The 25,515-nt window shown below is 48.6% G+C and carries 22 protein-coding genes; 18 read left to right on the top strand and 4 right to left on the bottom strand.

Annotated features, from left to right (window positions below):
* Window positions 1-10: 10 nt before the first annotated feature.
* Window positions 11-922, bottom strand: coding sequence for a LysR family transcriptional regulator (locus tag DMN77_RS17370; RefSeq protein WP_179015818.1), 912 nt, complete (start codon window positions 920-922; stop codon window positions 11-13).
* A gap of 140 nt (window positions 923-1,062) precedes the next feature.
* Here DMN77_RS17370 and DMN77_RS17365 point away from each other — a divergent pair, with 140 nt between their 5' ends.
* The 16 genes from DMN77_RS17365 to DMN77_RS17290 all read left to right on the top strand — a co-directional run bounded on the left by DMN77_RS17365 (window position 1,063) and on the right by DMN77_RS17290 (window position 19,044).
* Window positions 1,063-2,277, top strand: a complete 1,215-nt coding sequence (locus DMN77_RS17365) for an MFS transporter (RefSeq protein WP_068778291.1) — start codon at window positions 1,063-1,065, stop codon at window positions 2,275-2,277.
* Window positions 2,278-2,361: 84 nt separating this feature from the next.
* Window positions 2,362-3,273 (top strand): carbohydrate deacetylase, encoded by a 912-nt coding sequence (locus tag DMN77_RS17360; protein WP_068778290.1) that lies wholly within the window; start codon window positions 2,362-2,364, stop codon window positions 3,271-3,273.
* 188 nt (window positions 3,274-3,461) lie between these two features.
* Window positions 3,462-4,667, top strand: a complete 1,206-nt coding sequence (locus tag DMN77_RS17355) for a phosphoenolpyruvate hydrolase family protein (protein ID WP_179015817.1) — start codon at window positions 3,462-3,464, stop codon at window positions 4,665-4,667.
* A 127-nt stretch (window positions 4,668-4,794) separates the two neighbouring features.
* Window positions 4,795-6,009 carry a Tm-1-like ATP-binding domain-containing protein gene (locus DMN77_RS17350; protein ID WP_068778288.1) on the top strand — a complete coding sequence of 405 codons (1,215 nt, stop codon included), beginning with the start codon at window positions 4,795-4,797 and terminating at the stop codon, window positions 6,007-6,009.
* An 87-nt stretch (window positions 6,010-6,096) separates the two neighbouring features.
* Window positions 6,097-6,921 carry a phosphoenolpyruvate hydrolase family protein gene (locus DMN77_RS17345; RefSeq protein WP_068778287.1) on the top strand — a complete coding sequence of 275 codons (825 nt, stop codon included), beginning with the start codon at window positions 6,097-6,099 and terminating at the stop codon, window positions 6,919-6,921.
* A gap of 75 nt (window positions 6,922-6,996) precedes the next feature.
* The gene (locus DMN77_RS17340) at window positions 6,997-7,155 is read left to right on the top strand and encodes a hypothetical protein (protein ID WP_157259333.1); all 159 of its coding nucleotides are present in this window, start codon (window positions 6,997-6,999) and stop codon (window positions 7,153-7,155) included.
* Window positions 7,156-7,339: 184 nt separating this feature from the next.
* A complete protein-coding gene (locus DMN77_RS17335) occupies window positions 7,340-7,786 on the top strand; it encodes an OsmC family protein (protein ID WP_068778286.1) in 447 nt (148 codons plus the stop codon).
* 464 nt (window positions 7,787-8,250) lie between these two features.
* On the top strand, window positions 8,251-9,252 hold the full coding sequence (locus DMN77_RS17330) for a glycosyltransferase (RefSeq protein ID WP_179015816.1): 1,002 nt from the start codon (window positions 8,251-8,253) through the stop codon (window positions 9,250-9,252).
* Window positions 9,253-9,278: 26 nt separating this feature from the next.
* Window positions 9,279-10,445 (top strand): hypothetical protein, encoded by a 1,167-nt coding sequence (locus DMN77_RS17325; RefSeq protein ID WP_179015815.1) that lies wholly within the window; start codon window positions 9,279-9,281, stop codon window positions 10,443-10,445.
* A 38-nt stretch (window positions 10,446-10,483) separates the two neighbouring features.
* A complete protein-coding gene (gene wsfD / locus DMN77_RS17320; RefSeq protein ID WP_179015814.1) occupies window positions 10,484-11,983 on the top strand; it encodes a glycan biosynthesis hexose transferase WsfD in 1,500 nt (499 codons plus the stop codon).
* Between the two features lie 22 nt (window positions 11,984-12,005).
* Complete coding sequence (locus DMN77_RS17315; protein ID WP_179015813.1) at window positions 12,006-13,568, top strand: hypothetical protein; 1,563 nt, start codon at window positions 12,006-12,008, stop codon at window positions 13,566-13,568.
* A 10-nt stretch (window positions 13,569-13,578) separates the two neighbouring features.
* Complete coding sequence (locus DMN77_RS17310; protein WP_068778282.1) at window positions 13,579-14,829, top strand: glycosyltransferase family 2 protein; 1,251 nt, start codon at window positions 13,579-13,581, stop codon at window positions 14,827-14,829.
* Between the two features lie 16 nt (window positions 14,830-14,845).
* Complete coding sequence (locus tag DMN77_RS17305) at window positions 14,846-16,936, top strand: cellulose biosynthesis cyclic di-GMP-binding regulatory protein BcsB (protein ID WP_179015812.1); 2,091 nt, start codon at window positions 14,846-14,848, stop codon at window positions 16,934-16,936.
* Complete coding sequence (locus DMN77_RS17300) at window positions 16,933-17,784, top strand: diguanylate cyclase (protein ID WP_068778280.1); 852 nt, start codon at window positions 16,933-16,935, stop codon at window positions 17,782-17,784. The genes DMN77_RS17305 and DMN77_RS17300 overlap by 4 nt, the downstream gene beginning before the upstream one ends.
* 110 nt (window positions 17,785-17,894) lie before the next feature.
* Complete coding sequence (locus DMN77_RS17295; protein ID WP_256872466.1) at window positions 17,895-18,353, top strand: GtrA family protein; 459 nt, start codon at window positions 17,895-17,897, stop codon at window positions 18,351-18,353.
* A gap of 139 nt (window positions 18,354-18,492) precedes the next feature.
* Entirely contained in the window at window positions 18,493-19,044 is a 552-nt protein-coding gene (locus tag DMN77_RS17290) for a hypothetical protein (protein ID WP_068778278.1), read from the top strand.
* Window positions 19,045-19,060: 16 nt separating this feature from the next.
* Here the strand turns inward: DMN77_RS17290 and aac(2')-IIb are convergent, their stop codons facing one another.
* Window positions 19,061-19,780, bottom strand: a complete 720-nt coding sequence (aac(2')-IIb, locus tag DMN77_RS17285) for a kasugamycin N-acetyltransferase AAC(2')-IIb (protein WP_068778277.1) — start codon at window positions 19,778-19,780, stop codon at window positions 19,061-19,063.
* Between the two features lie 357 nt (window positions 19,781-20,137).
* On the opposite strand from aac(2')-IIb, the gene DMN77_RS17280 reads away from it, so the two are divergent.
* Entirely contained in the window at window positions 20,138-21,547 is a 1,410-nt protein-coding gene (locus DMN77_RS17280; RefSeq protein ID WP_068778276.1) for a deoxyguanosinetriphosphate triphosphohydrolase family protein, read from the top strand.
* Between the two features lie 1,162 nt (window positions 21,548-22,709).
* On the opposite strand, the gene DMN77_RS17275 is transcribed toward DMN77_RS17280, so the two are convergent.
* Window positions 22,710-23,279, bottom strand: a complete 570-nt coding sequence (locus DMN77_RS17275; protein ID WP_179015811.1) for a thymidine kinase — start codon at window positions 23,277-23,279, stop codon at window positions 22,710-22,712.
* A 150-nt stretch (window positions 23,280-23,429) separates the two neighbouring features.
* Between DMN77_RS17275 and DMN77_RS17270 the strand changes: the two genes are divergently transcribed.
* The gene (locus DMN77_RS17270; protein WP_179015810.1) at window positions 23,430-24,194 is read left to right on the top strand and encodes an SDR family oxidoreductase; all 765 of its coding nucleotides are present in this window, start codon (window positions 23,430-23,432) and stop codon (window positions 24,192-24,194) included.
* A 91-nt stretch (window positions 24,195-24,285) separates the two neighbouring features.
* Here DMN77_RS17270 and DMN77_RS17265 read toward each other — a convergent pair whose 3' ends face one another.
* On the bottom strand, window positions 24,286-25,428 hold the full coding sequence (locus DMN77_RS17265) for an amidohydrolase family protein (protein WP_179015809.1): 1,143 nt from the start codon (window positions 25,426-25,428) through the stop codon (window positions 24,286-24,288).
* Between the last annotated feature and the right edge of the window lie 87 nt (window positions 25,429-25,515).

Raw genomic sequence — 25,515 nt, 5'->3', positions numbered from 1 at the left:
GTGGTCACCCTTAGTTAGGTTTGGTTATTGCTCTTTGCTTATAATATTGATTGGCCGTATGGATCACGAATTGTTTGAACAGGTTTGCTGCCGGGGAGAGGAACTTCCCTTCCACCCAAGCGATCCCGATCTCCCGATTACAGTCCGGATCTGTAATTGTTACCCAGACCAGGCCGTCCTCATTGATGCCTTCCGTCTTCGGAAGGATGGCGATCCCCAGTCCGGCACAGACCAGTCCCGCTATCGTATGGATCTCTTCCCCCTCAAACAAAATTTTGGGCGAGATGCCCGCCTGGTGCAGAAGTTCATCCATAATGTGTCGGAGTCCGTACCCTTCTTTGTAGGAAATCAACATCTCATCCTGCAGTTCCTCCAGGGCAACGGATTTTACCCCGGCGAGCCGATGGTGAACGGGGACCGCGAGGAATAGCTCCTCCGTCCATAGCTTTGTCCAATGAATATTCAGAGGCGTCTCCTGCGGGGAGGACATACATAGATCGATCTCTCCCGAATGGAGCTGATGCAGCAAATTAAGGTTGCTGTTCTGATGAAGCTGGAAACGGACACTTGGATAACTCTCGCGGAATTTGCCAATCAGGTCAGGAATCCAGCGGATACCGAGCGTGTGCAGGAAACCCAGCGATACTTCGCCTCGCTCGGGGTCAAGCAGCTGTTCAATCTCACGGCGCCCTGCCTGGTATTCCTCCATTATTCTCTCCACTCGAGCAAGGAATAGCTCCCCATATCGATTCAGCACAATCGATCGGCCCTTCCGCTCGAATAAAGGCACATTTAATTCGGACTCCAGTCGGGCAATAGATCTGCTTAATGCCGGCTGTGTAATATTCATAGCCCGAGCCGCGGAAGTGATATTCTGCATCCGTGCTACAGTCTGGAAATATTCAAGCTGCTGCCACTCCACAATAACTCTCCTCCTGCTTATTACATCCACTATATAAAAGTGTTACTAATAATGCATTATACTATACTTTTACCCCGTCCTATACTTATATGTAGCCAATAAACAAATATATAGATAAGTATTGGATTGGAGAGAGAGAAATGAATACCATTGAATTAGGGAGTTCTGAGCATCGGAGAACTTCTCTTAGCATGCTGCTCGGCAGTATTGTTACGTTTGCGGTTTTGTATAGTCCGCAGCCGTTAATCAGCTTATTTTCCAAGGAATATCATATTTCTCCGGCGACGGCGGGAGCCTCGGTATCGTTAGCCACGATCGGCCTAGCCATCGGCCTCATTATTATCTCAACGATATCCGACCGTGTTGATCGCAAGCTGTTAATGAGTCTGTCGCTGCTCAGTACCTCGGTATTAGCCATATTGTCAGCATTTACGCCTCAATTCTCGCTATTTCTTGTCATCCGTTTTCTGATAGGAATCAGCGTTTCCGGCTTCCCTTCAATAGCAATGGCTTTCCTTAACGAGGAATTCCATCCCAAGGCTATAGGGCGAGTGATCGGAATTTATGTCGCAGGTACGTCGATCGGCGGCCTGGTTGGCCGAATTGTGATCGGGGCTTTAACCGATCTGTTCAACTGGCAGATTGCCTTGACGATTCTTGGAGTGCTCAGCCTGCTGTTCAGTCTTATTTTCTGGTACAGTTTGCCTTCGTCTCGTAATTTTACACCCGGGAAGACAAGTCTGCAGCAATGGGAGGCGAATCTGAAGCATAATTTCTCGCAGCGCAACTTGTTAGGTCTGTTTCTTACAGCCTTCTTGCTCATGGGCGTCTATATTATGATCTTGAATTACATCGGTTATCCGCTCACCAGTAAGCCGTATAATTTGAGTCAGACCGTGTTCGGCTTCCTGTTCGTTGTCAATCTGCTCGGGACATGCAGCTCGGTCCTGTTCGGCAAGTTGGCCGACCGTTATTCCAGACAACATGTCATCGCTCTAGCGATCGGCATTCTATTGATCGGTGTGCTTCTAACCCTAAGCTCCATCCTGTTCCTGAAAATAGCAGGGGTAGCCATTGTAGCGTTTGGCTTCTTTGCCGGTCATTCCGTGGCCAGCGGCTGGGTCGGTATTGCCGCGGGCCGAGAGTATAAGGCTCAGGCTTCTGCGCTCTATCTTTTATTCTACTACGGAGGATCAAGTCTGGTCGGTTGGTCCGGCGGTTTGTTCTTCCACCGCTTTGGCTGGAACGGTATGATCGCTTATGCCAGCGTACTGCTTGTTCTGGCGGTGCTTATCTCTTGGCTTGCTGCTGGCTCTCGCCGGACGCAATATGCACATGGGGGCAGTATCCGATAAACTTACGCATCTGTACCTTTCATTAGGACTTCATCCCGCATTTATTGATATATCAGGGTCAATTCAAGAAGAGGGATGTTGTAGATGAATCGACAGGTTATTATAAATGCAGATGATTTTGGCATGTCTGCGGGCGTGAATCGGGGGATTATCGATGCCTTCAATGCCGGCGGGATCACGAGTACCTCTTTAATGGTGAATATGCCTGGGTTCCCAGAAGCTGTACAATTGGCTCATCAATATCCGGATTTAAGCGTAGGCTTACATTTCAATTTGACCATGGGTCGGCCAGTGTCCGACCCGGCCAGTATCCCTTCATTAGTCAAGGAAGACGGGACATTTCGCAGTGGGGCCGCCCCGCAGGGCTGGGACTGGAGAGATGTACACAAAGAGCTTGCAGCACAATGGGATCGCTTCACTAGTACCGGTCTTAGGCCGACACATCTTGATTCACATCATTTGCTGCATCAGGATCATGCAGAAATATACAAAGTAATGGCGCGAAAGGCTTACAATGAAGGCGTTCCACTGCGACGATCGCAGGTAGCGCATCCATTGAGCGGAGTACCTGCTCCAAAAATGACTGATTTTATTATGCTGGATACCTATGGTGATGATAAGGGAAGAGAACGTCTGCGGCAGCACTTACTGTCACTTCGGGGAGGAATTACGGAGATTATGTGCCATCCGGGGTATGAAGACGAGGTTTTGATGGAGCCTTCTCCATGGGCTGATATCCGTAAGCAGGAGCTCGCTCTGTTCACAAGTCCGGAAGTCGCTAATACTCTGGCCGCGATCGGAGTATCGCCGATAAATTACAGGGTGTTGCAGCGGCGCAAGCCTTCCGCGCGTTCACGAGCTCGCTATCGTTCAAAGTCGGCTAGGACGCGCAGGCTGCTTCCTTCCCAGCCTTATGCGGTGCTGCAGCGCCAATCCAGAGAAAAAAGGAAAAGATCGATTAACGAGAAGAAGGTCCCATTCCGCTATAATAAATAGGGAATATGGCATATAAGAAGGATAACCTCCTAGCATCGGGGGGTTATTTTTTTGATCTCAAAGGATGTGAGAAAAGTGTGCGGGGAGGGAACAATGCCTCAGTAAGGATTTTTCTTTATAATAAATAATATAGAAGAACGAAGGGACATTCAGGGCGGATGTTCGAGGTCAGGAAAAGGTGGAGTAATATGACAATCAATCGAGAGCGAATTGTAGAGCATATGCATGCGCAGATTCATGCGAATGAGCATATTATCGGCGTGGCTGCGGGAGCGGGAATCTCTGCAAAATATGCGGTAAAAGGCGGGGCTGATCTGATCCTGGCGTTGAACTCGGGACGCTTCAGACAGATGGGCCTAGGTTCTATCGCGGGTCTGATGCCGTTTGCCAACTCTAATGAGATGGTGATGGAATTTGGTTCACGAGAGATTTTGTCTGTTGTTAGAGACAAGCCTGTAGTATTCGGCTTATGTGCAAGCGATCCGACCATCGACCTGCCTTCATATCTAGAGACGATTCGCCGCAGCGGCTTTGCCGGAATGATCAATTACCCCACCCTTGGTTTGATCGACGGACAATTTCGTGAGGCGCTGGAGGAGGAAGGGATCTCTTATTTGCAGGAAGTTGAGGCGATCCGCATCGCACATCAGCAGAATATGTTCACGATGGCTTTCGTATTTAATGCAGAACAAGCGGCATTTATGCTTGATGCCGGGGCGGATGTGATCTGTGCTCATCTGGGGGTGACTGCGGGAGGTTTGATGGGAACGAAGAAGGTTCTGTCGCTGGAGACCAGCGCGGAGCTGGCCAGGCAAATATTCGCGGTATGTGATGCCTCGGGACGAAGCCCGATCAAACTCATCTATGGAGGCCCTGTGCATACCCCCATTGATGTGCAGTATATGTATGATAATACATCGGCGATGGGGTATGTCGGGGGCTCAAGCTTTGAACGGATTCCGACAGAGGAAGCTATTGTAGATACCACATATCGCTTCAAGGTGACGGGGGAATTGGAACAGGACCAACGGCTGATGAGTAAGCTGACACTTTTTGATGAACCATATGATTATGTTGCCATTGTAAAAGAGCATATCGCCCAAAATTATATGAACAACATTTCGCTAACGGATCTTGCGGATCAGATTCATGTATCGCGGACGCATCTTAGCGCGCTTTTTAATAAGGAGGTAGGGTGTACCTTTCCGGAGTACTTGGCCAAGTATCGTATCCATAAAGCTCAGGATATAATAAGGCATACCAAGCTGTCTCTAACGAGTATCGCCGAACTGGTGGGATACTCGGATTATGTTCATTTTAGCAAGACCTTTAAGAAGTATATCGGCATGACGCCGCAATCCTTCCGCAAACAAGCATCAGACAAATATACATGAACATCATACAAGCGTACGATTACTTTCCTTTGAAAGCGCTGTATTATGAAAACATAGAGGTTCAAGGCGATCGCCTGCGGTTCAATTTCGCTGGAACCTGAATCGAATGATTGAAGGAGGGCATACGGTGAAGACGATAGCTATTGCGGGAACATTTGATTCCAAAGGCAAAGAGTTTTTGTATGTGAGATCAGTGATTGAAGGTCTGGGGTTGAAAGCCTATACGATTCACTGTGGCGTGTTTGCTCCGCTATTTGCCCCGGATGTCTCGAATAGGGACGTCGCGGCGGCAGCGGGCATGAACATCGATGAAATTGCCGGGAAGAAGGATCGCTCGATCGGTACGGAGGCGCTAGCTCAGGGAATGGAGCAGTTGATCCCGAAGCTCTACGCAGAAGGCAAATTTGACGGTATTTTATCCTTCGGCGGAACGGGTGGAACATCGATTGTAACCGCGGGGATGAGAGCATTGCCGATCGGTGTGCCGAAGCTGATGGTATCGACCGTTGCGTCGGGGAATACAGCCCCTTATGTGGGGACGAGCGATATTATGATGTTCCCGTCCATCGTGGATGTATCCGGGCTGAATTCCTTCTCAACCCAAATATTTACGAATGCCGTGCATGCGATCGCAGGCATGGTCCAGTTCGAATCGGCTCCACCGCAGGATAAAAAGCCGCTGATTGCAGCGACGATGTTTGGTGTCACGACGCCATGCGTGGACTATGCGCGTGAGTATTTAGAGGAACAAGGCTATGAGGTACTTGTCTTTCATGCTACCGGAACGGGCGGACAAACGATGGAGAGCCTGATTGAGGGCGGGTTTATCGACGGAGTTCTGGATCTTACCACGACTGAATGGTGCGATGAACTGGTCGGCGGGGTGTTAGCTGCAGGCCCGCATCGACTGGAGGCGGCCGGACGCTGTAAGGTACCGCAGGTCGTATCGACCGGTGCCCTTGATATGGTGAACTTCGGACCGTATGATACGGTGCCGGAGCAGTTCAAGGCTCGCAACCTGTACAAGCATAATCCATCGGTTACTCTGATGCGGACGACGGTGGAGGAGAATCGCCAGTTGGGTGAGATTATTGCCGATAAGCTGAACATGACCGAAGGCCCAACCGCATTAATGCTTCCGCTCAAAGGGGTCTCGATGCTGGATACCGAAGGGGGAGCATTTAGCGGAGCCGCCGAGGATGAGATGCTGTTCAACACGCTGCGGCAGCGTATCGATCGCGATAAGGTTGAACTCATTGAACTGGATGCGAATATCAATGATCAGGCATTTGCAGTGGCCGCTGCCAGGAAGCTAGTGGAACTGATGGAACAGGGTAAATAAGCGGATGGCGGTCTGAGAGACGAAAGTTCAAAAGAGCCGGCCCGAAGGGAGCTCACGAAAATTCATATAACCAAGGAGGAAATACAGATGAAGACGAGAGCAGAGATTTTGGCGAAATTAAAAGCAGAGGTGGCCGCAGGCAATGTGCTGTTGGGTGCTGGCGCAGGAACCGGGATTTCTGCCAAAAGTGCGGAAGCAGGCGGTGTTGATCTCATCATTATTTATAATTCCGGCCGCTACCGGATGGCAGGACGCGGATCGTTGGCGGGCCTGATGGCTTACGGCGATGCGAACCAGATCGTTGTGGACATGGGAAATGAAGTGCTTCCGGTCGTGAAGGATACACCGGTTCTGGCCGGGGTATGCGGCACCGATCCATTCCGGATTATGGACATCTTCCTGAAGCAATTGAAGGACCAGGGCTTCGCTGGAGTGCAAAACTTCCCGACGGTAGGTCTGATCGACGGCGTGTTCCGCGCCAACCTGGAAGAGACGGGGATGGGGTATGGTCTGGAAGTGGAAATGATCCGTAAAGCGCATGAGCTGGGTTTGCTAACGACTCCGTACGTATTTGATCCGGAACAGGCCAAGCAAATGGCTGAAGCGGGGGCAGACATTCTCGTTGCTCATATGGGGCTGACGACAAAGGGGACGATCGGTGCCAAGACGGCCTTAACCCTGGATGATTGTGTAGATAAAATTCAGGCGATCTGTGATGCAGGCAAGGCCGTGAATCCGGATATTATGGTGCTGTGTCACGGCGGTCCTATTGCCGAACCGGCAGATGCGGAGTATGTACTGGCTCGAACGAAGAATGTTGAAGGCTTCTTCGGGGCATCCAGCATCGAGCGCTTTGCAACTGAAGTAGGTATCAAACAGCAAACCGAAGCATTCAAAGGGATCTTGAAATAAGGCAAACGCATAAAAAAAGGTCTATTGCCTCATCCTACAGTTGGACTCTATAACAGCTGAAGGGGGTGCAGGAAGATGGGCAAAAAATCCCAAGGCCTAAGCAAATATGAAGTACAGACAACTCCGCTGAACAAGATGCCGGTTCCCGACAAGCAAAGGGAAGAGTTCGCCAAAGAAATGGTGGAAGATGCAAAGGCGGCATTCGGGCAGGAGCAATCGAAACATAAGAAGTAAAAGGGATTGTGAGATATAGGGTGCCTAATCGGATAGAACCGAAGGGCACCCTTGTTGTTGTGAACATAATCTTAAAGATTGACAGTCCGCAGCCGTGAATTTATAATATCTTATAAAACCAAGTGGATAAGTGTGTTTTAGTGATGCCTAACGGACGAATCCAGACAAAGGAGAGGTTGAAAAGATGGCTGCTGTACATACCTTTAAAGCGACTGCGCATTTGCAGGACGGAGTTCGGGTGAAGACGACTGCCCGCAATTTCGAGCTGACGATTGATGAGCCCAAAAGTTTGGGAGGAACGGATACAGGCATGAATCCGGTGGAAGCCTTGCTGGCATCGCTCGGAGCGTGCCAATCGATCGTAGCCCGAGTGTACGCGTCCAAATTCGGGGTGAAGCTGGATGATTTTCAGGTAGAAGTTGAAGGTGATCTCGATCTGGATGGATTCTTTGACCGTGCCCCAGTCCGGCCTGGATATTCTGATATCCGTTATACGTTCCGTATCAAGACCGATTCTCCCAAGGATAAGGTTGACGAGTTTGTACGCTTCCTGGAGAGCAAATGCCCGGTGGGAGATACGATCGCCAACCCGGTGAATCTTGCATTGGGGAGCATTATCATTAATTCGTAATCTAGTATAGTGCATAAGGATTATATAATTTTTATGATATAAGCCGCCGGAAATCCGGCGGTTTTTCTATTTCCAATGGAGAGGGAAAGGATTAAAATGTCGAGGGAAGAGCGTTAAATGATGAACGAGGGATAGCTGGTTTTTTGTGTATTTGTAGGTATTTGTTTGATATTACAATGTTGTTGAGAAATTGTTCAGTTTGAACTGCTATAATACTCAATATAGTGATCAAAAAAGCTCCTCAAAGCCACAAAATTCCCCAAAATAAGTTTTTAAAGCCATATTTATGCTGTTTAAAATTGAAAATCATCGAAAAATATGAAAATATTTGAAAGTGATAGTAATAAAGTGAAAAAGAGTTTTTTTAGCACGAATTTTCCGTTTTTTGTCGAATCTTCATTTTTAAAGGGGACTTGATGATCATATTCGCTGTTATAGTTTATAAATTCTAAGGAGTGGGAGAAATGAATGCCAAGTGCATATCGGTAGTGATCCCTGCTTACAATGAGGAGGAGGTCATTCGGCAATGCTACTATGCATTAACCGATGTGATGATCGCCACAAGCTATGATTATGAGCTTGTCTTTGTAAACGATGGGAGCCAGGACCGTACGTTGGGCATCCTTGATGAATTGGCCAGACTGGATGAACATATCCGGATCGTTAATTTTGCCAGAAATTTCGGCCATCAAGCAGCAGTAACCGCAGGAATCAATATGTCGAGAGGGGATTGCGTCGTTATTATTGATGCAGATTTACAGGACCCTCCTGAAGTGATCCATCAGATGGTGGAGAAATGGGAAGATGGCTATGAAGTAGTGTATGGCAAGCGCAGGAAGCGCAAAGGGGAGACCTGGTTCAAGCTTGCTTCGGCGTCGATGTTCTATCGCTTCCTCCAGCGGATGTCGGATACGGATATCCCTCGCGATACCGGTGATTTTCGCTTGATTGACCGTAAAGTGGTGCATGTATTCAACCGAATGACAGAGCGGAACAAATTTATTCGTGGGATCGTCAGTTGGATCGGATTCAAACAGACCTTTGTTGAGTATGATCGGCATGAGCGGGTGGCAGGTACAACGAAATATCCATTAAGGAAGATGCTGGCTTTTGCTTCCGACGGTATTTTCTCATTTTCGTCCAAACCGCTGAAGCTGATTACCCGGATGGGAATGCTTACTATGGTACTGGCCTTTATTGTACTCGTGTACTCCCTGTGCGCGAAGCTGTTCGACCTTCCTCAGGTAGAACGGGGTTGGACGTCAATTATGACGGCCATTACATTGTTCAGTGGTGTTCAAATGCTATCGCTCGGAGTGATGGGTGAATATATTGCCCGGATCTACGACGAGAGCAAGAACAGACCTCAATATATTGTCAGAGAGACGGTTCATTATCCTCATGAAGAGACACATTTAAATGAATCTTATCAATATTATCCCCCTTCGGAGATGATCACCAAATAACGATTGGAAAGTTGTGGTGCAAGACCTTGAATAGAAGACAGAAGTTGAAGCGAGTCGGGATATTTCTGCTCGTTGTGCCGGTACTGTTCAGTGCGCTTGCAGCTTGCGGCAATAGGCCTCTGCAACAAGGGCAGACGGCTGAGCCAGTCGAACATACACAGCCGGATCGTTCATTGATTAACCGTGATGCGGCATATCGGGAGCGATTGAAGCTGTATCGCCAGCGCACCGAACATTTTGTACTAAGCCAATTATACGGTCCTGATGGAGTGTATACGAACTATCTGGATAGTAATGAGACAGGGACGGCTGCCAGCGGGCATGAGGTGCTCAGCGAATCAGCCGGTTTAATGATGCGCTACTACGTATTAACGAACCGCGAGGAGGATTTTCAGGCGGAATGGGAGCGGGCCAAGCGAGTCTTCGAACTTCCTTCGGGTTTTAGTTACCGGTACAGCCCCAAACAGAGTGAGAAGTATACGATTAATGCTGCGGTGGATGATCTCCGGATCATTCGGGCCCTGTATGAGGCGGGCGATCGGTTTGCCCCGGAATATAAGGAGCTGGCCGACAGCTACGGAGCATTGTTCTATCGTTATAACACCAAGGATAACAGGATGTTCGATTTTTATGATGAGAAATACAAGAATAACAATAACTTTGTCACTCTATGTTATATCGATCTGAAGACCTTGCAGCGGCTGCCGATTCCCGCTGAGCAGAAGACGGCGTTGACTCAAAATATGCAAGCGATATTGCAGAACGGATATTTATCGGATGCTTTTCCTTTCTATGAGACAAGATACGAGTATGATACGGATTCATATCATTCGGAAGGAATTAATACCGTAGAGTCGCTGCTGGTAGTCCTGTCATTAGCAGAGTCAGGGCTGGAGCGTCCTGAGAGCATCGCTTACTTAAAGGATCAGGTGAGTAGAGGAACACTTTACGGCCAATATGACCTGCAGGGCAAGCCGTTAAATCAGATCCAGTCCACCGCAATATATGCCATAGCGGCGATGATCGGGTCGGTTGTCGGGGATGATGGATTATATAGAGATAGCATTCAGCAGATGGAGAAATATCAGGTTCATGATAAGACAAGCCCGTTCTACGGCGGCTTCGGGGACTCAGGGACGAAGCAGGCCTTTTCATTTGATAATTTAATGGCATTGCTTGCCTATGCTCACTAGAGCCGGGGATGGGCAGGCAAGAAGGCAGGTGAAGTCATTTGGCAGATAAGGCTCATGGGTTGAACAAGCTGAAATATAGAATCGCACCGTTCAGCCGTTATGTTTCACCATCTCTGTTCGCAGCGGCACTAGTACTGATCATTACCGTCATTGCCTTGTTCGTGCCGCCCTATATCGGGATGGCTGATAATGGGGACTACTTCCGTGTGTTATATAGCAATGGTTTATACTTCAATACGCCTGATTATGACAGTTTGTATTTAGGCTATTTCAATAAGGGGTTTGGAATCTTTCAGTATTTTAATGAGAATGGGGCGACCTTGACCTCATCGCAATCTCTGCTAATCCGCCTGTCGGTCTGGATCAATCAATGGTTCGACAAGCAGGTGTTCGACATTCGGGTGCAAGGGGCGCTCCTGACTGCTTTATATACCTTTGCCGTCTATCTGTTCGTCGAAGCCATAACCTGGAGAATGAAGCGCAAATACGGGTATATCGTAGCCGTGCTGGCTGTTTTCTTGTTTGCGGACACCGCTTATACTGCTTTTTTTAATTCGTTTTTTAGTGAGAGTATGGTCTGGATTATGCTCATTTATTTATTTGCCTCAGGGCTGCTGTTATTCCGTGGACGATACTCTGACTATGCGATGATGATGATCTTCTTGATTAGCGGGCTCTTGCTGACGACCAGCAAACAGCAAAATGCCCCTGTCGGCATCATTATTGCTGTCATGGGAGTGATTATTATCTTCGTTCGCCGACAGCGCACCTTTCGCGCGATGGTAGCTTCATCGCTTGCTCTGTTGATGTTTGCTGGTATCGCCACCTATGTGCTGATTCCGAAGGAGTTCGTAAACATTAACAAATACCATGCGATGACACGCGGTGTTCTGATGCAGTCTGAAGACCCGGAGGCAACCTTGAAGAGCTTTGGAATTGACAGGCAGTATGCGGTTCTCAATGAGAGCATTTATTATGAACCTTACACGACTGTAGATGTAAACTCTCCGATACTTGAGGATAACTTCTATAAACATTATGGCTTCGTATCCATTCTTGCTTACTATATCAGCCACCCGGATCAAGCGGGGAAGATGCTCGATATTGCGGCGAAAAATGCATTTACGATTCGTCCGCCCGCGATGGGCAACTATGAGAAAGCGGCCGGCAAGCCTTTTGGGACCCAGACGAAATTCTTCTCCGGATACAGTGAACTTAAGCGAGCGCTCGCACCCAAGACCTTCGGCTTCATTGTGATCTGGATGCTGGTCATTACGGGGATATACACCCCGCAGTTTATCGCGGCCGTTAAAGCTCGAAATGTGCGGGGCATGGTACGGCTTCCTCTGGTGTTAATGCTGATGTTTATGGGGCTGTCGGGAATACTCGTCTCGATTATCGGGGCCGGGGATGCGGACTTGTCAAAGCATGAATTTCTATTCACAGCCGCATTTGATTTAGTTACATTCACGGCGATTGCGGATGCCATTTGCCGTAATCTATGGCAGAACAAGCCGACGGTGCATCATGAGCCGTAACGAAGAGGAGAGGAGGATCTGCTTGAGGGGGCATCATCGTCTTTGTCATTGTCGCTGGCTGACTGCGGTATTGATACCGCTTATGATAGGTCTTATTCTTCCCCTGGGTCCATCCCTGGCCCTGGCGGATACGCGGACTTCCTCTTCCTCAGTACTTATCATCTATGACAGCCTGGATGTAGGAACAGAGAGGGAAGGCAATGTGGAAGCTTTGAAGCGGCTGCTTGCCGCATTTCAGGTTCAGGTCACGGTCCAGTCGCTCGATACTTATACTGCAGGAGCGTTGAAGGGGTATTCCGGGCTGATCGAGGTGCAGAACCGCTCTGATCTTGCGGAAGAGAATAGTGATTATTTCAGAGATTTGCAGTCTTATTCGGGAGATATGCTCTACATCGGAGCTTCGCCACGGGCCAAAATGGTTCATGCATTAGGCCTGCAAGTGCAAGCCGTAGAGAAAATGGCGGATTTGTCGATTGGCCCTTTCTCGCAGAAGTCGATTCATCTTCCATCTATCTATAATTCAAATACACCAAATGTGCAGGAATATGGCACGCTGAAGATACAGGATACCAGTTATCCCTATGGGATGAGCAAGGGAGGGTACGCTTATGTTCCTTTCTTGGAGAAGGATACGTTAAGTGAGATGGCTGTATCCTATGTGCTCAAGGATTGGGTTCAGCAGAGAGAAAACGGCCATAATTATCTTCTGTTCAAAGAGATTTATCCTTTTTCGAACTTGTCTTTGCTGGAACGAATGTCAGATGAGCTGTTTGAGGCGGGGATTCCCTTCATCATTAGTGTGCATCCGGTATTCAACAATACGGATTATCCGTCTATGGAGCGCTATATCAATACATTGAAATATGTTCAGTCCCGCAATGGCACGATCCTGGTCGAGTCGCCTGTTGTCGCAACGACCATTCAGGACCTGGATCGCAGCCTGTATCGTCAGATGGAGCATTTTATTGATGTGCTGGCAGAGGCGGGCGTTGTGCCGCTAGGGATTGGAACGGAAATGTATTGGTCGTATGACGAGCATTTTGTTAAGGAAGGGATGTCATTCTTCGACTCTGTTGTCCTCTTCCCGGACAAGCGCCCGGTCCACAAGGCGGAGCTCAATCGGTCGCAGGCGTTCCCGTCCTCGTTATACAGCGTGACTCAATCGTACTTGCAGCGATACTTGATCGAGGAGCGGATGGTCGATCCGCCTCCGATGGATCTGGCGATCACATATGATTTTGTACAGACAGAGGAAGAGCTTGCGAGCCTGACAGATCAACTCCGCAACACCTGGATTCATTTCGAAGACTATAAGAATGAGGTGCATGCCGTAGCGACTGAGGCCAATCAATTAGGATCAGAGCGTGGCTCACTTGTATTAAACGGAACGAATATAGGCATTCAGGCCGGCCATGTAGAGACAAGCTCTGATTACGAATATAAGCAGCAGGAGCAAAAAAGCTTTGAAACCTGGTTTTCGGTCCAGAACAGAATTTTTATCATTATCATTTTTATCACGTTGTTCGTATTTTCCGGTTTCCTGATTATTGGATATCGCATGTATAAGAGGAAATTTTATAAGTAAGGAGGCAGTCATGACTGCTGCAGATATCTTAATGCTGATCGCTGTCATCAGTATATGGTCGCTGCTTCTCGTTAATGTGGTGCTGATCATTTCCGGATACCTGTACTACATGGAGAATGAGAGGCGCGAGGTGCCGCCGCTTCCGAAGGAGATTCCCTTCGTCACGCTGATGGTGCCGGCCCATAATGAGGGGAAGGTGATCACGCAGACGGTAGAGGCTTTGCTTGCCCTGGATTATCCGCATGACTGTTATGAGATCATCGTGATTAATGACAATTCGAGCGATAATAGCCGCGAACTCCTGGCGAAGCTTCAGAACAAGTACACGGGACGGAATTTGATCGTCATTAACACGGATCATATTACCGGCGGCAAAGGCAAGTCCAATGCTCTAAACATTGGCTTCAAACAGAGCAAAGGGGAATATATCGCCATTTACGATGCCGATAATACGCCGGAGAAGACCGCTCTGCGCTATCTTGTCGGGGAAATTACTCATGATCAGACACTGGGAGCGGTGATCGGCAAATTCCGTACCCGTAATCGCAATGCCAGCCTACTCACACGCTTTATCAATGTTGAGACGCTGTCCTTCCAATGGATGGCTCAGGCCGGGCGTTGGAAGCTCTTCAAGCTGTGTACCATCCCGGGGACAAACTTTATTATGCGCCGGGAAATTATTGAGCGGATTGGCGGCTGGGATGTCAAGGCGATCGCCGAGGATACGGAGATCAGCTTCCGCATTTACATGATGGGCTACCGCATCAAGTTCCAGCCCAAGTCGGTCACCTGGGAGCAGGAGCCGCAGACGTTGAAGGTATGGTTCAAACAGCGGACGAGATGGGCAAAGGGCAATATTTATGTTATTGTCAAAAACTTGCCGCTCTTGTTCGATCGTTCAGCGAGGCGGATTCATTTTGACCTTCTCTATTTCTTATCGATTTACTTCTTATTGCTGACTTCGCTCATTATGTCCGACGTTCTGCTTATTTTATATGCATTGGGGCTTGTTCATACTACGATAGCTGGCCTCAGTTCATTCCTGTGGCTGCTGGCTATCATCCTATTTGTGACGGGGACCTTCGTGACGTTAATTACGGAGAAGGGAGAGATGAGGCTCTCCAACCTATGGATTATTATGCTGATGTATGTTTCTTATTGTCAGTTGTGGATGGTCGTAGCTGCTTACGGCCTATATAACTACATCAAGGATCTGATCTTTAAAAGAGAAGTAAAGTGGTACAAAACCGAACGCTATTAAGATAAGGGGGAGAAACGTGAAAAGAAGGTCTATGATCTCAGGTATTTTATGCTTCATCCTATTCGTAATATCCTGCGGCCAGGTATATGCCGAACCCGTACAGAGCGGAGACAAGTTCACTTATGAAGCGCCTTTGACTTCATCGAACGTGTCATTATCGGGGGTTACGGCAGCGCGAACGTTGTATGTTCAGCTTGAGGATTACTGGGATGTTAATACGCTGACGCTAAATCTCGATTATCAGGCCACCCAGCTATCAAGAAGGGAAGTATCGAGTGTTACGCTCAAGATGAATGGTACGGCATTTTATTCTTTCCGCCCTGTGGTGGATGAACAGAAGAGGCAGACGATAAGTGTTGCTGTGCCTAAGAATCTGCTGGTGTCAGGGAGTAACTCGCTCTCCATCGAGGGATATATTGTGACCCATTTGCCGGATCAAATCTGCGTGCCTGTAGAGAAGCGAGACAATTGGCTTGAGTTGTACAAGAGCTCCTATGTTACAGTCAATTATTCCAAAAAAGACATTGGAGAAAGCATTCGTGATTTCAATCAACGGTTCATCGGTCTGGATTCGTTAGAGCAGGGGCTTAGCGCGCTTAGCGTTCCCAAGGACAGCGACCCGGCTGAGCTTGAAGCGGCGATATATGCGCTTTCCGGCTTTGCCAAGGGCAACCGCTCGGAGAATAATTCAATACCGATGCTTCCGTGGGGAGACTCCACGCTAACTGAGCGCGAGACAGTGGTGGTTGTATCGCTATATAAAGATTTGCCGGATCAATGGAAGCAGGCCCTGGGACAAGTCAGCCTTGCGGATAAAGCGCTGATCCGCGTCGTGAAGTCGGGCGGGCAAACCGCGCTGATCGTGACATCAGAGGACCCTGCTCTGCTTAAGAAGGCGGGACGCCTGATTGGGAATCAGACGTTGATAGACCAACTGGACGGAGCGGAGAAATGGCTTGATGCCGACACGAGGGTAGAGACGCCGAAGATTAGCGTAAGCCGCAATGTAACGCTTACGGAGACCGGGGACAAGCTGAACGGGATGATGCATCAAGAGAAGAGCTACTTCGTCTCGCTGCCAGCGAATCGCTTCATTGCTGAATCGAGCAAGATCAGCCTTGATTTCCGCTATTCGGACAATCTGGATTTTGACCGTTCGCTCGTGACGGTTCTCATTAATGACACGCCGATTGGCAGCAAGAAGCTGACCAAGGAGGCGGCGAACCAGGATCAGCTTACACTGACGATTCCGAAGAATCTTGAGGTTTCAGGCAATTTCTCGGTTACGGTGGCCTTTGATCTGGAATTGATCAGCGCCGGCTGTATTGAACTTCAGGATCAGATGCCCTGGGCGTTTATTACCAAGGATTCTATGCTTCAATTGAATACGAAGGATCGCACGGACTTGTTGTTCAACAATTATCCGAATCCGTTCCTGAGGGATGCGAGCTTCAACAAGATCGCAGTATTATTGCCGGAGCAGTTGGACTCCTACGGCTATCAGACTATCGGCAATCTGTTCCATTTGCTTGGCAAGTATGCGGAAGCCAATACTGGCGAGGTAAGTTTCTATACCGACGGCAAGCTGCCGGGAGAATCCGAGCTGCAGCAGCACAATCTCATTTCCATCGGTTCCTACAAGGATAATGCCTGGCTTCAGAAGAACAACAGCAAGTTGTTTTTCCAGTACGGGTCCAATGGGGAAGGGATACAATCCAATGAGAAGATGAGTATCGAGGAGAACTACGGTAAGCGGATCGGCACGCTGCAGTTAATGGAGTCTCCTTATGCGAAGGGATATGCCTGGCTTGCGGTTACAGGGGCAAGCTCGAAATACAGTTACCTGGCTTCGGGGCTGCTGGCAACGGACAGCGCCAAATGGAAGGTCTATGGAGACGGTGTTGTCACCGATGTAGACGGCAATACGAAGGCTTTCCGCTTTAAGAAGCAAGCGGAGCCGAAAGATCAGGGCCTAGTCGCACAGATTACCGAACGAGGCGATGTCATGGGCTTTATCGTGGCCGCTGGACTTACCTTCCTCCTGGTGGTCGTATCGCTTGTTCTCATGATCCGTAAGCATAGAAAGAGAGCGGGGGGAGAGTCATGAGGCGCTATCAAAGCAGTTTGTTGTCGGATGCGGCATTTCTGCTGCTATTTGTAGTCTGTTTCATCCATATCGTGTTCACGGCGGGGGACCCGGACCGCTATCTTATCAACATGATTTTGTTGAATATATCGTTCCTGGTGGCTGTAATAACTTACTTCACCAGCATCACCGTAGGGCTGATTCTCAACATCGTGTTTATCTTCGGATATGGTACCTATACGATTTATCAAACAGTGATTGTCGGCGAGCCGCTTCAGAGCTATCATTACTATTGGCTGGTAATGATGCCGGTTCTGACGGCGGTTATCGCCCTGCTGACCTATGCTAATCGGCGTCTCCAGCAGGAGAAGGAGCAGCTTCAAGCGAAGAATGCATCATTAGCTACCTTAGATGAACATACCAATTTGAAGAATACCCGCTCTTTTCAAAGCGATGCCACCGTGTTCATGGCGTTGTCCAAGCGTTATCAAATCCCGTTAACTCTGGTCGTCATGACGGTCAAACATTGGGACGAACTGAGCCGGATGGTAAGTCAGGCCCAGATCACCGATATGGTCTATGACATCTCGCGAATGAGCGAGACGAGCATTCGCATGAATGATTCCCTTTATATGCTGAATGCAGATCATCCTACTTGGGGACTTCTGCTGTTCACGGATGAGGATGGCGCCAAGATCGTGGTGCAGCGTCTGAAGGAGAAGGTGGAATCGTTCAACAATATTGAGTTCTCGAACAAGTACAAGCTTGATATGAAGCTGACGATCGGAGCGATGCAGTATTCTGAAGAAGTCGAGACTCCACTTGATTTTATCGCGAAGGCGCGGCAGAAGATGGAGTATGACGTATAGTGCATCTCCCATGAGTACGGTTTTCAGTACCGGATAAAATCCGTTTTTTATCAAAAACGCACTTTGTGAACTGACTGGGTTAGAAAAATTGGATGGAAGGTGAGATCCCTATGAAGTCTAATGCGATGCGTGATTCACTACGTTCCTTTATCCTCTTTGGCCTTGTAGGGATCGTGAACACCGGCGTAGACATCGGCGTATTTGCGTTGTTAATCTGGTGGCAGCTGCCTTGGCTTGCAGCGCAGATCATTGCTTATGGATGCGGGGTACTGAACAGCTTCCTGATGAACAGGAAGTGGACATTTAAGCAGGAGGGCGCGCTGACCAAAGGGCTGCTGCGCTTCGTCTTGCTGAATCTGCTGACGCTGGGAGTTACTTCCGCCTGCATGCTGCTCTTGCATGAGCAGCTTGGCATCCCGCTATGGATAAGCAAGGGAGCGGTCACGGTTCTCGGCGTAATTTTAAACTTTGCCGGCAGCCGCTGGTGGGTGTTTCGCAAGGAACCGCATATTCGGCAGAATCGGGAGAAGGCCGTGGTTCGTGAGTTAACAGGTAAAGAAATGCAGTAGAAATTGGGGCGCTCTTGCAGATATGCTGATCTGTAAAGGGGCGCCCCTTTCATATCCTGATCTGATGATCAATAGAGGAATTTGGCGGTATAATCTTGTAGATGAAGTATAGGGGTTTGAAATGAGGAGGAGATGAGAAATGACGAGAAGCGCATGGTCGACCCGAACCGTTGATAGTATTCCCTGGCAGCGACTGACGACCGCTTATGGAAGAGGCACGGATATTCCTAGACTGATCGAGACGAAGCAGTACGGGGAACTGGCCCATCTGATTGAGCATCAGAGCACCTTATGGCAGACAACGCCATGGGTATTGCTCATTCTTCTAGGTCAGCTTGCAGAGAAGCTTCCGGAGCAGGTCACAACAGAGGAAATCGCCCTTTATTCAGCTGTCGCGTCTGCTATCCTGATCGATTACATGAACCCGCAAAATACGGTTGAGTCGATGGAGGAATTGCTGGATGAGGCCTATTTATGGCCGGAGTACGAAGAGGATGATGAGATGTCATGGGAAGCTGAGGAGCCTCCGGGTTATGAGCAGCGTCCTTTTTTCAGTTACTATTATTTCAGTTATGTACAACTTAGAGAGGCCATTCCCGTCTTCGTCAGCATCATGAACGACAACGATCAGCAGGCTGCTGCCATTCGGGAACTGCTATCTATGCTGGATCCGGAAGATAGCAGTGATTAGTACTGGCAAGGCATCATCAATAGATTATGAAATTAACTCCATAGAAGGGCAAACCGAGTTTTCCAGCAACGCTTTGAGATGCCGTATTCTCCGTTACTGTGCTGTATAGGGGGAGATTCCCTGCCTTGCGTACTGCAGCCGCCCATCCGGCAACGACAGGGCCAGCATATCCTCTTCCGCGATACGGTTCCAGCGTTTCCAGACCCGCTTCATGGGCTTGCGAAGTGATACGTACGCTACGGCAGATTGAGACGGCCTGGTTATTGTGAATCCATGCTACGCAAGGCTGCGCATAGTCGATCTCAGAGATAAGCCATTCGAAATCTATGGGCAGCCATTCCAGAATATTAGAACGGGTAAGGCTGATTACTTGTATGGATGGAGGAACAAGCGGAGGAATAAGGTAGCAGGGTCCCATGGAAAAGCTCTCTCCTTGCAGAAGGCTCATGTACGCCCCGAAATGCCTCGGCTTTGTCTGAAAATCCTGAACAGCGGCTTCATCGGCACATAGCTCCTGCAACTGCGCGATAAGCGTATCCTGCACATCATAGCGGAAGCGACAAATCGCTTTCCCGTCTGTTGTTCTACCCAAGAAGAACCGCGGGGCAGGGGCTTCCCCAGGCCAAGGCTCATTGACGGAATGAAGTCGTGTATGCTGGTCATGTGTAAAAAGCGCCTCAACATGAAGCTGCATCAGATCGTGAGCGCTCGGTTGATTTCCTTTCCAAATGATCATGCTTAGATCTCTCCGTTCTTTACGGTGGTGATTGATTAGAATAAAGAATACCACCTCTATAGTATCAGAATGAACGAGGGATGCTTCAGAATAGTTGACTATAATTGAAAATTTCCTGTTTTTAAGATGGCGGCCCTGCTCAACTGGAAAGGGCTCCTGTCTATGCCGATCGTATGGGCCGAGCGTTATGGGTACTTGGTTTATTCGGCGCAATTTCACTATAGAGGATAAGATTTGAACAGGGACAGGGGTTGAAGAAATAGAGAGTAGAATAGCTTTAAATTTTTGCTTTAAGTTTCTCCCTGTGGTGGCTACAATAACATAAATAGAGCAAAGAAATGAAGGGGTGCGAGACTTATGAATATACAGGAAATGAGGGAGCATCGTCAGTACCCGGACAATATCGGGCAGGAAAAGAGCCGCGCGACCTTTGAACGCGATTATTCGCGATTGATTCATTCGCCAACCTTCCGTCGTCTGCAGGGCAAGTCGCAGGTATTTGGGGCGGGCACCGGTGACTATTATCGGACCCGGCTGACACATTCGCTGGAAGTGGCGCAAATCGCTCGGGAAGCCGCGCGCAGTTTGCTTCGCTCCTACCCGGATGTCGCCCTGGATCAGGCCGATCATCCCGGATTGATCATTGATCCGGAGGTTGTCGAGTGTGCGGCGATCTGCCATGATTTCGGGCACCCTCCCTTTGGACACAAAGGTGAAGAGGTGCTGGACCATATATTGGAGAAGCTGGTGGAAGAGAAAATCGGGCAGGCCTTGAAGAACAGCAGCCCAAGCCCTGAGGAAGAACAAAGGGTCCGGGAAGCTGTAAGGCGGAAGTATGAGCATTTTGAAGGGAATGCCCACAATTTCCGGCTGATGATGTTCCTGGAGAAGCGGGAGAATATCGACGGACTGAACTTGTCTGACGCGGTACTGCTTGGGACGAATAAATACCCTTACCCTGGCACCGTTAATAAAAAGGGCCTCTACCTGCACGAGTGGGAGTATATTTCTTACATTCGTGATCGTTGGGGGATTCCCAAAGGTAAAAAAACGTTCGAAGCGCAGCTGATGGATTTATGCGACGATATCGCCTATTCGGCACATGATCTGGAGGACGGCATCAAAGCGGGAAAAATTGAGGTGCATGAGCATTTTCTCAAGGATTCGAATATTCAACGACTGATTGTCGAGAAGATTATGACGCTGGAGGATTTCTTCTGGGTGGGCTGGGTCCCGGAGAAAATCCAGGTGAAGGTCGAAGAGGTGCTGGATTCGTTCCTGCGAGTCTGGAATGAGAAAATGCCGATTTGTGGTCATGATTATTCCCGGACACGTCGCGAGGTGAAGGCCTATTGGGTCAGTTTATTCGTCTCCAGCCTTGGCGTTGTCTCGGATGGCAATTGGCAAAAGGTGACTTTCGTCAAGGAGGGACGGGAGGATGAGGATATGCTGCGTACAGTAAGCGTGCTGAAAAGCTTCGCATGGGTAACGATGATCCGTGACTTGCGCGTACAGCGGCTGCAGAAGCGCAGCGCTTGGGTTATCAAGCGGTTATGGGACGCGTTTGTCGATCCAGAGACGTCCAAGTCGATCATCCCGGGCGACTGGCTGCGTCGCTTCGACCGCGATCAGGCAAGGGAGAAGCCGATATGGACCTGGGAGCATATGATCATCGACTATATCGCAGGCATGACAGACGCTTATGCAGAAAAAATCTATAATGAGCTGTACGGACTGAAGGTAGGTACCATTTACGATATGGATTAATAAAAGAAGGAGCAGGCTTATTAGCCCTGCTCCTTCTTTTATTAGCTCTAACGAAACTGTGGATCGTTATTCAGGAACAAAAAGGCTCTTGGGAATTTTAACGAAACTGTGGATCGTTATTTAGTCCATTTTGGCGCGAAAAGCCTCGATTTGCCGCGAATAACGATATGAGGTTTCGTTAGATATCTTCTGCCCCTATTTTCGAGCAAATAGCGCTCTGGAGTTTCGTTAGATTCTTGACAGTGGGCGAGACTTTTCGAATCCGGCATAGTCTGACCCTGCCTGCTAGCTCTAACGAAACTGTGGAGCGTTATTCAGGAACAAAAAGGCCCTTGGGAATTTTAACGAAACTGGGAATCGTTATTTAGTCCATTTTGGCGCGAAAAGCCTCGATTTCCCCTGAATAACGATATGAGGTTTCGTTAGATATCTTCTGCCCTTATTTTCGAGCAAATAGCGCTCTGGAGTTTCGTTAGATTCTTGACAGTGGGCGAGACTTTTCGATCCGGCATAGTCTGACCCTGCCTGCTAGCTCTAACGAAACTGTGGAGCGTTATTCAGGAACAAAAAGGCTCTTGGGAATTTTAACGAAACTGTGGATCGTTATTTAGTCCATTTTGGCGCGAAAAGCCTCGATTTCCCGCGAATAACGATATGAGGTTTCGTTAGATATCTTCTGCCCCTATTTTCGAGCAAATAGCGCTCTGGAGTTTCGTTAGATTCTTGACAAGTGGGCGAGACTTTTCGAATCCGGCATAGTCTGACCCTGCCTGCTAGCTCTAACGAAACTGGGTATCGCTATTTGTGCTCAAAACAGTTCTCTAAAATTCTAACGAAACTGGGTATCGCTATTGGTTTACATAAGTGGACCAGACGCCCTATTTTCTGTAAATAACGATCTGTAGTTTCGTTAGAATTTATTTAGTCCCAAATTGGCGCTAATAGCGATCTGTAGTTTCGTTAGAATTTAGTTGCCGCTAACTGGCGACAATAACGGCCCGCAGTTTCGTAAGAAATTAGCTACCACCAACTGGCGCCAATAGCGATCCGTAGTTTTATTAGATTTTAGTTGCCGCCAATGGCGCCAATAGCGGTCGGCAGTTACGTAGGATTTTAGCTGTCGAAACTGGTGCCAATAACGCTCCGTAGTTTCGCTAGAGTCTTATAGCGGTGGGTTTGCGTGGCATTTACGGCATACAGGATAGTATGATTCGTTGCCGCCGATTTGAATTTGCTCACCGGTATAGACAGGCTTACCGTTCTCTACCCGCAAATTCATCGTTGCCTTGCGCGCACAGAACCAGCAGATCGTCTTCATTTCTTCAATCTTATCCGCGTAGATAAGCAGTTGGCGGCTGCCCTCAAACAGGTGATTCTGGAAATCATTTTTCAGCCCGAACGCCATTACCGGAATATCCAGTTCGTCAACGATCCGGACTAGTTGCTTGATACTGTCCTCACCCAGGAATTGGCATTCATCGACCAATACGCAATAGAGCCGAGGGCTATGGCTTTTAACGATGTCGAAAATGTCCGTATCCTTGTTCATCGGAATGGCTTGCCGGCGCAGCCCGATCCGAGAGGACACGAAGCCGACCTCATCCCGATCATCAACAGCAGGAGTAAAAATAAGTACAGGTTTGTTCTGCTCCTCGTAGTTATGGGCCACCTTCAAAATTTCAATCGATTTGCCGCTATTCATTGCCCCGTATTTGAAAAATAATTGTGCCAATCTATGTCGCCCTTTCTCTAGTTCTTATCAATAACCATGATTATTCTACCACATATTTATAGGCGGAATGAATGCCTAATGAGAGAGCAACATTTCCAATATCGCCCCATGATATAAATAGACATGAATTCGATATTAGGAGATGAGGAAATGGGTAAATTAGATGGAAAAATTGCTTTAGTAACCGGTGCAAGCCGGGGGATCGGTCGCGGCATTGCTTTGCGTCTGGCACAGGAGGGCGCGTTCGTTGTCGTACACTATGGAACCAGGCAAAATGAAGCGGAAGAAGTAGTTGATAAGATCAAGCAGAGGGGAGGAGCTGCAATCGCAATCGGCGCTGACTTAAGAACGCTTAACGGGATTTATGATCTATATGTGTCCTTGGATGAGGCCCTGCGGGAACGTACCGGCGATAATCGGCTGGATATTCTGGTAAACAACGCTGGAGTCGGTCAAATCTTGACCTTAGAAGAGGCTACGGAAGAATCTTATGATGAAGTCATGAACATGAATGTTAAAGCGCCGTTTTTTGTGACCCGACAAGTGTTGCCGCGCCTGAGGGATGGAGGACGTATTATCAATGTATCCTCATTTGTCACACGTGTAGCCTCCCCTAGCGTCTTTACTTACAGTATGTCGAAGGGGGCGATTGACGTGCTTACGCTGGCTTTGGCACAGCAACTGGGAGGACGCAATATTACAGTGAACGCCATTCGACCTGGCATTATTAATACAGAGATGAATGCCGCAACGCTACAAAATCCGGATGGACAGAAATATGCCGCTGGTCTCTCAGCCTTCAATAGATGGGGGGAACCTGAAGATGTTGCGGATATTGCTGCTTTTCTTGCCTCATCGGACAGCCGTTGGGTAACAGGTCAGTTCATTGATGCCAGCGGCGGATCCCATCTGTAATTGCTTAAGCCTCAAAGAGAGCTGCAACAGCTTGTCCATCAGAACCTGTTACAGCTCTCTATCTTGCATTCAACGTGGTCTTCTCATAGCATTATCGCTTCCCGGCATTAGCCAGTATTTCTCCAGCTTCCAGCTTCGACATTTTGTCGTAGTTATAAGTCTCCCCGCTATCGGCCACCAGCTTCCGAATGGCAGCCAGCTGCGTCATTGTTGCTGGCTGCGCCTGAATAAGTTCCATCATATTGTCATGCGCAATCTTCCTGGCAAGCTCCGGGTCATCCAGCAGGTACAGAATTCGATACATCGCGTCGATGGCCTGTTCCTCGCTTCCAATGCCATAGCCCGAGTCCGTACTGAGCATGAAGCGCTCCGGATATTTCCTCATTATCGGTATAAAATTTTCGGGATGCCCTCCCCCTTCGGGATTATAGACGGAGAACCCGGCGAAAAAGTCAGCATATAGATTCGAATGCTTGCCAAGTAGACGATCGATCTCCTCTGGTGAGCTGTAGGCGTTCATATGACCAAAGATAAAGGTTGTGTTCGGGTAGGCCTCCAGTGCTTCTTCCAGCTTGAGAATCGGATAGCCGTTGGGCGGATCAATATGAAGCAGAATGGGGGCTTTATAAGTCGCAAGGAGTTCATAGATGTCAGGCAGGAACCCATCCATAGGGTCCGAGGCCTTCCAGGCCACACGGGATACGACGGGGGAGAAGGTCGAGGCGGCGGCAATCTCGCCAAGTCCGAAATAACCCTGCTCCAGATTGTTGCGAATGACGTCCAGACTGCCTTCGTCATGAAGGTCGAAGCCTGAGAAGAAGGGGAGAAATTGCTCGGGAGAGCTCTGATAGGCTGACCAGGCGACAGCATCTGTACCGATCGCGCTGGGCTCGGATACATCGCCGAAGAGAACGACTTTGTTGATATGAAGTCTCTTCCAGGGCTCAAGCATCGAGAAGTAACGTGAGCCCGAGGCATCGTGGTTATGTACGTCGATTAACTCCAGGGGCTGAAAAGCATCGACAAGCTGCTCCAGGGTTGGAGTATCTCCGGCCTGCTTCAGCTTCGCTACGCGGTCTGCTACCTCATTAAGGGCGTTGGCAGCCGTTGTTGTCTCTGCTCTCTTAAAAGGCCAATAGTGCTTGTTGTGCAACCCAATAGCGGCGACGACAAGGATGCAGCAAACTATCAGTAGAGTTAGACTCGCCTGCTTTGGATTCAGACTCTTTCTCATTGTGAATCCTCCCTCTAGAGACATCTTCTATAAACTCCAAAATATCTTAATCAATAAATTCTCTATATTGATTGTTTTTCCTTGTTG

The sequence above is a fragment of the Paenibacillus sp. 79R4 genome (assembly GCF_013393165.1).
Lineage (GTDB): Bacteria > Bacillota > Bacilli > Paenibacillales > Paenibacillaceae > Fontibacillus.
The sequence above is the reverse complement of the archived record's forward strand: the minus strand, read 5'-3'. Positions and strand labels throughout refer to the sequence as shown.

Excerpts from the sequence above, each read along its gene's own strand:
- DMN77_RS17365 (WP_068778291.1), top strand. The coding sequence starts at position 1,063 with ATGAATACCATTGAATTAGGGAGTTCTGAGCATCGGAGAACTTCTCTT.
- DMN77_RS17360 (WP_068778290.1), top strand. The coding sequence starts at position 2,362 with ATGAATCGACAGGTTATTATAAATGCAGATGATTTTGGCATGTCTGCG.
- DMN77_RS17355 (WP_179015817.1), top strand. The coding sequence starts at position 3,462 with ATGACAATCAATCGAGAGCGAATTGTAGAGCATATGCATGCGCAGATT.
- DMN77_RS17345 (WP_068778287.1), top strand. The coding sequence starts at position 6,097 with ATGAAGACGAGAGCAGAGATTTTGGCGAAATTAAAAGCAGAGGTGGCC.
- DMN77_RS17340 (WP_157259333.1), top strand. The coding sequence starts at position 6,997 with ATGGGCAAAAAATCCCAAGGCCTAAGCAAATATGAAGTACAGACAACT.
- DMN77_RS17335 (WP_068778286.1), top strand. The coding sequence starts at position 7,340 with ATGGCTGCTGTACATACCTTTAAAGCGACTGCGCATTTGCAGGACGGA.
- DMN77_RS17330 (WP_179015816.1), top strand. The coding sequence starts at position 8,251 with ATGAATGCCAAGTGCATATCGGTAGTGATCCCTGCTTACAATGAGGAG.
- DMN77_RS17310 (WP_068778282.1), top strand. The coding sequence starts at position 13,579 with ATGACTGCTGCAGATATCTTAATGCTGATCGCTGTCATCAGTATATGG.
- DMN77_RS17300 (WP_068778280.1), top strand. The coding sequence starts at position 16,933 with ATGAGGCGCTATCAAAGCAGTTTGTTGTCGGATGCGGCATTTCTGCTG.
- DMN77_RS17295 (WP_256872466.1), top strand. The coding sequence starts at position 17,895 with ATGAAGTCTAATGCGATGCGTGATTCACTACGTTCCTTTATCCTCTTT.
- DMN77_RS17290 (WP_068778278.1), top strand. The coding sequence starts at position 18,493 with ATGACGAGAAGCGCATGGTCGACCCGAACCGTTGATAGTATTCCCTGG.
- DMN77_RS17280 (WP_068778276.1), top strand. The coding sequence starts at position 20,138 with ATGAATATACAGGAAATGAGGGAGCATCGTCAGTACCCGGACAATATC.
- DMN77_RS17270 (WP_179015810.1), top strand. The coding sequence starts at position 23,430 with ATGGGTAAATTAGATGGAAAAATTGCTTTAGTAACCGGTGCAAGCCGG.
- DMN77_RS17265 (WP_179015809.1), bottom strand. The coding sequence starts at position 25,428 with ATGAGAAAGAGTCTGAATCCAAAGCAGGCGAGTCTAACTCTACTGATA.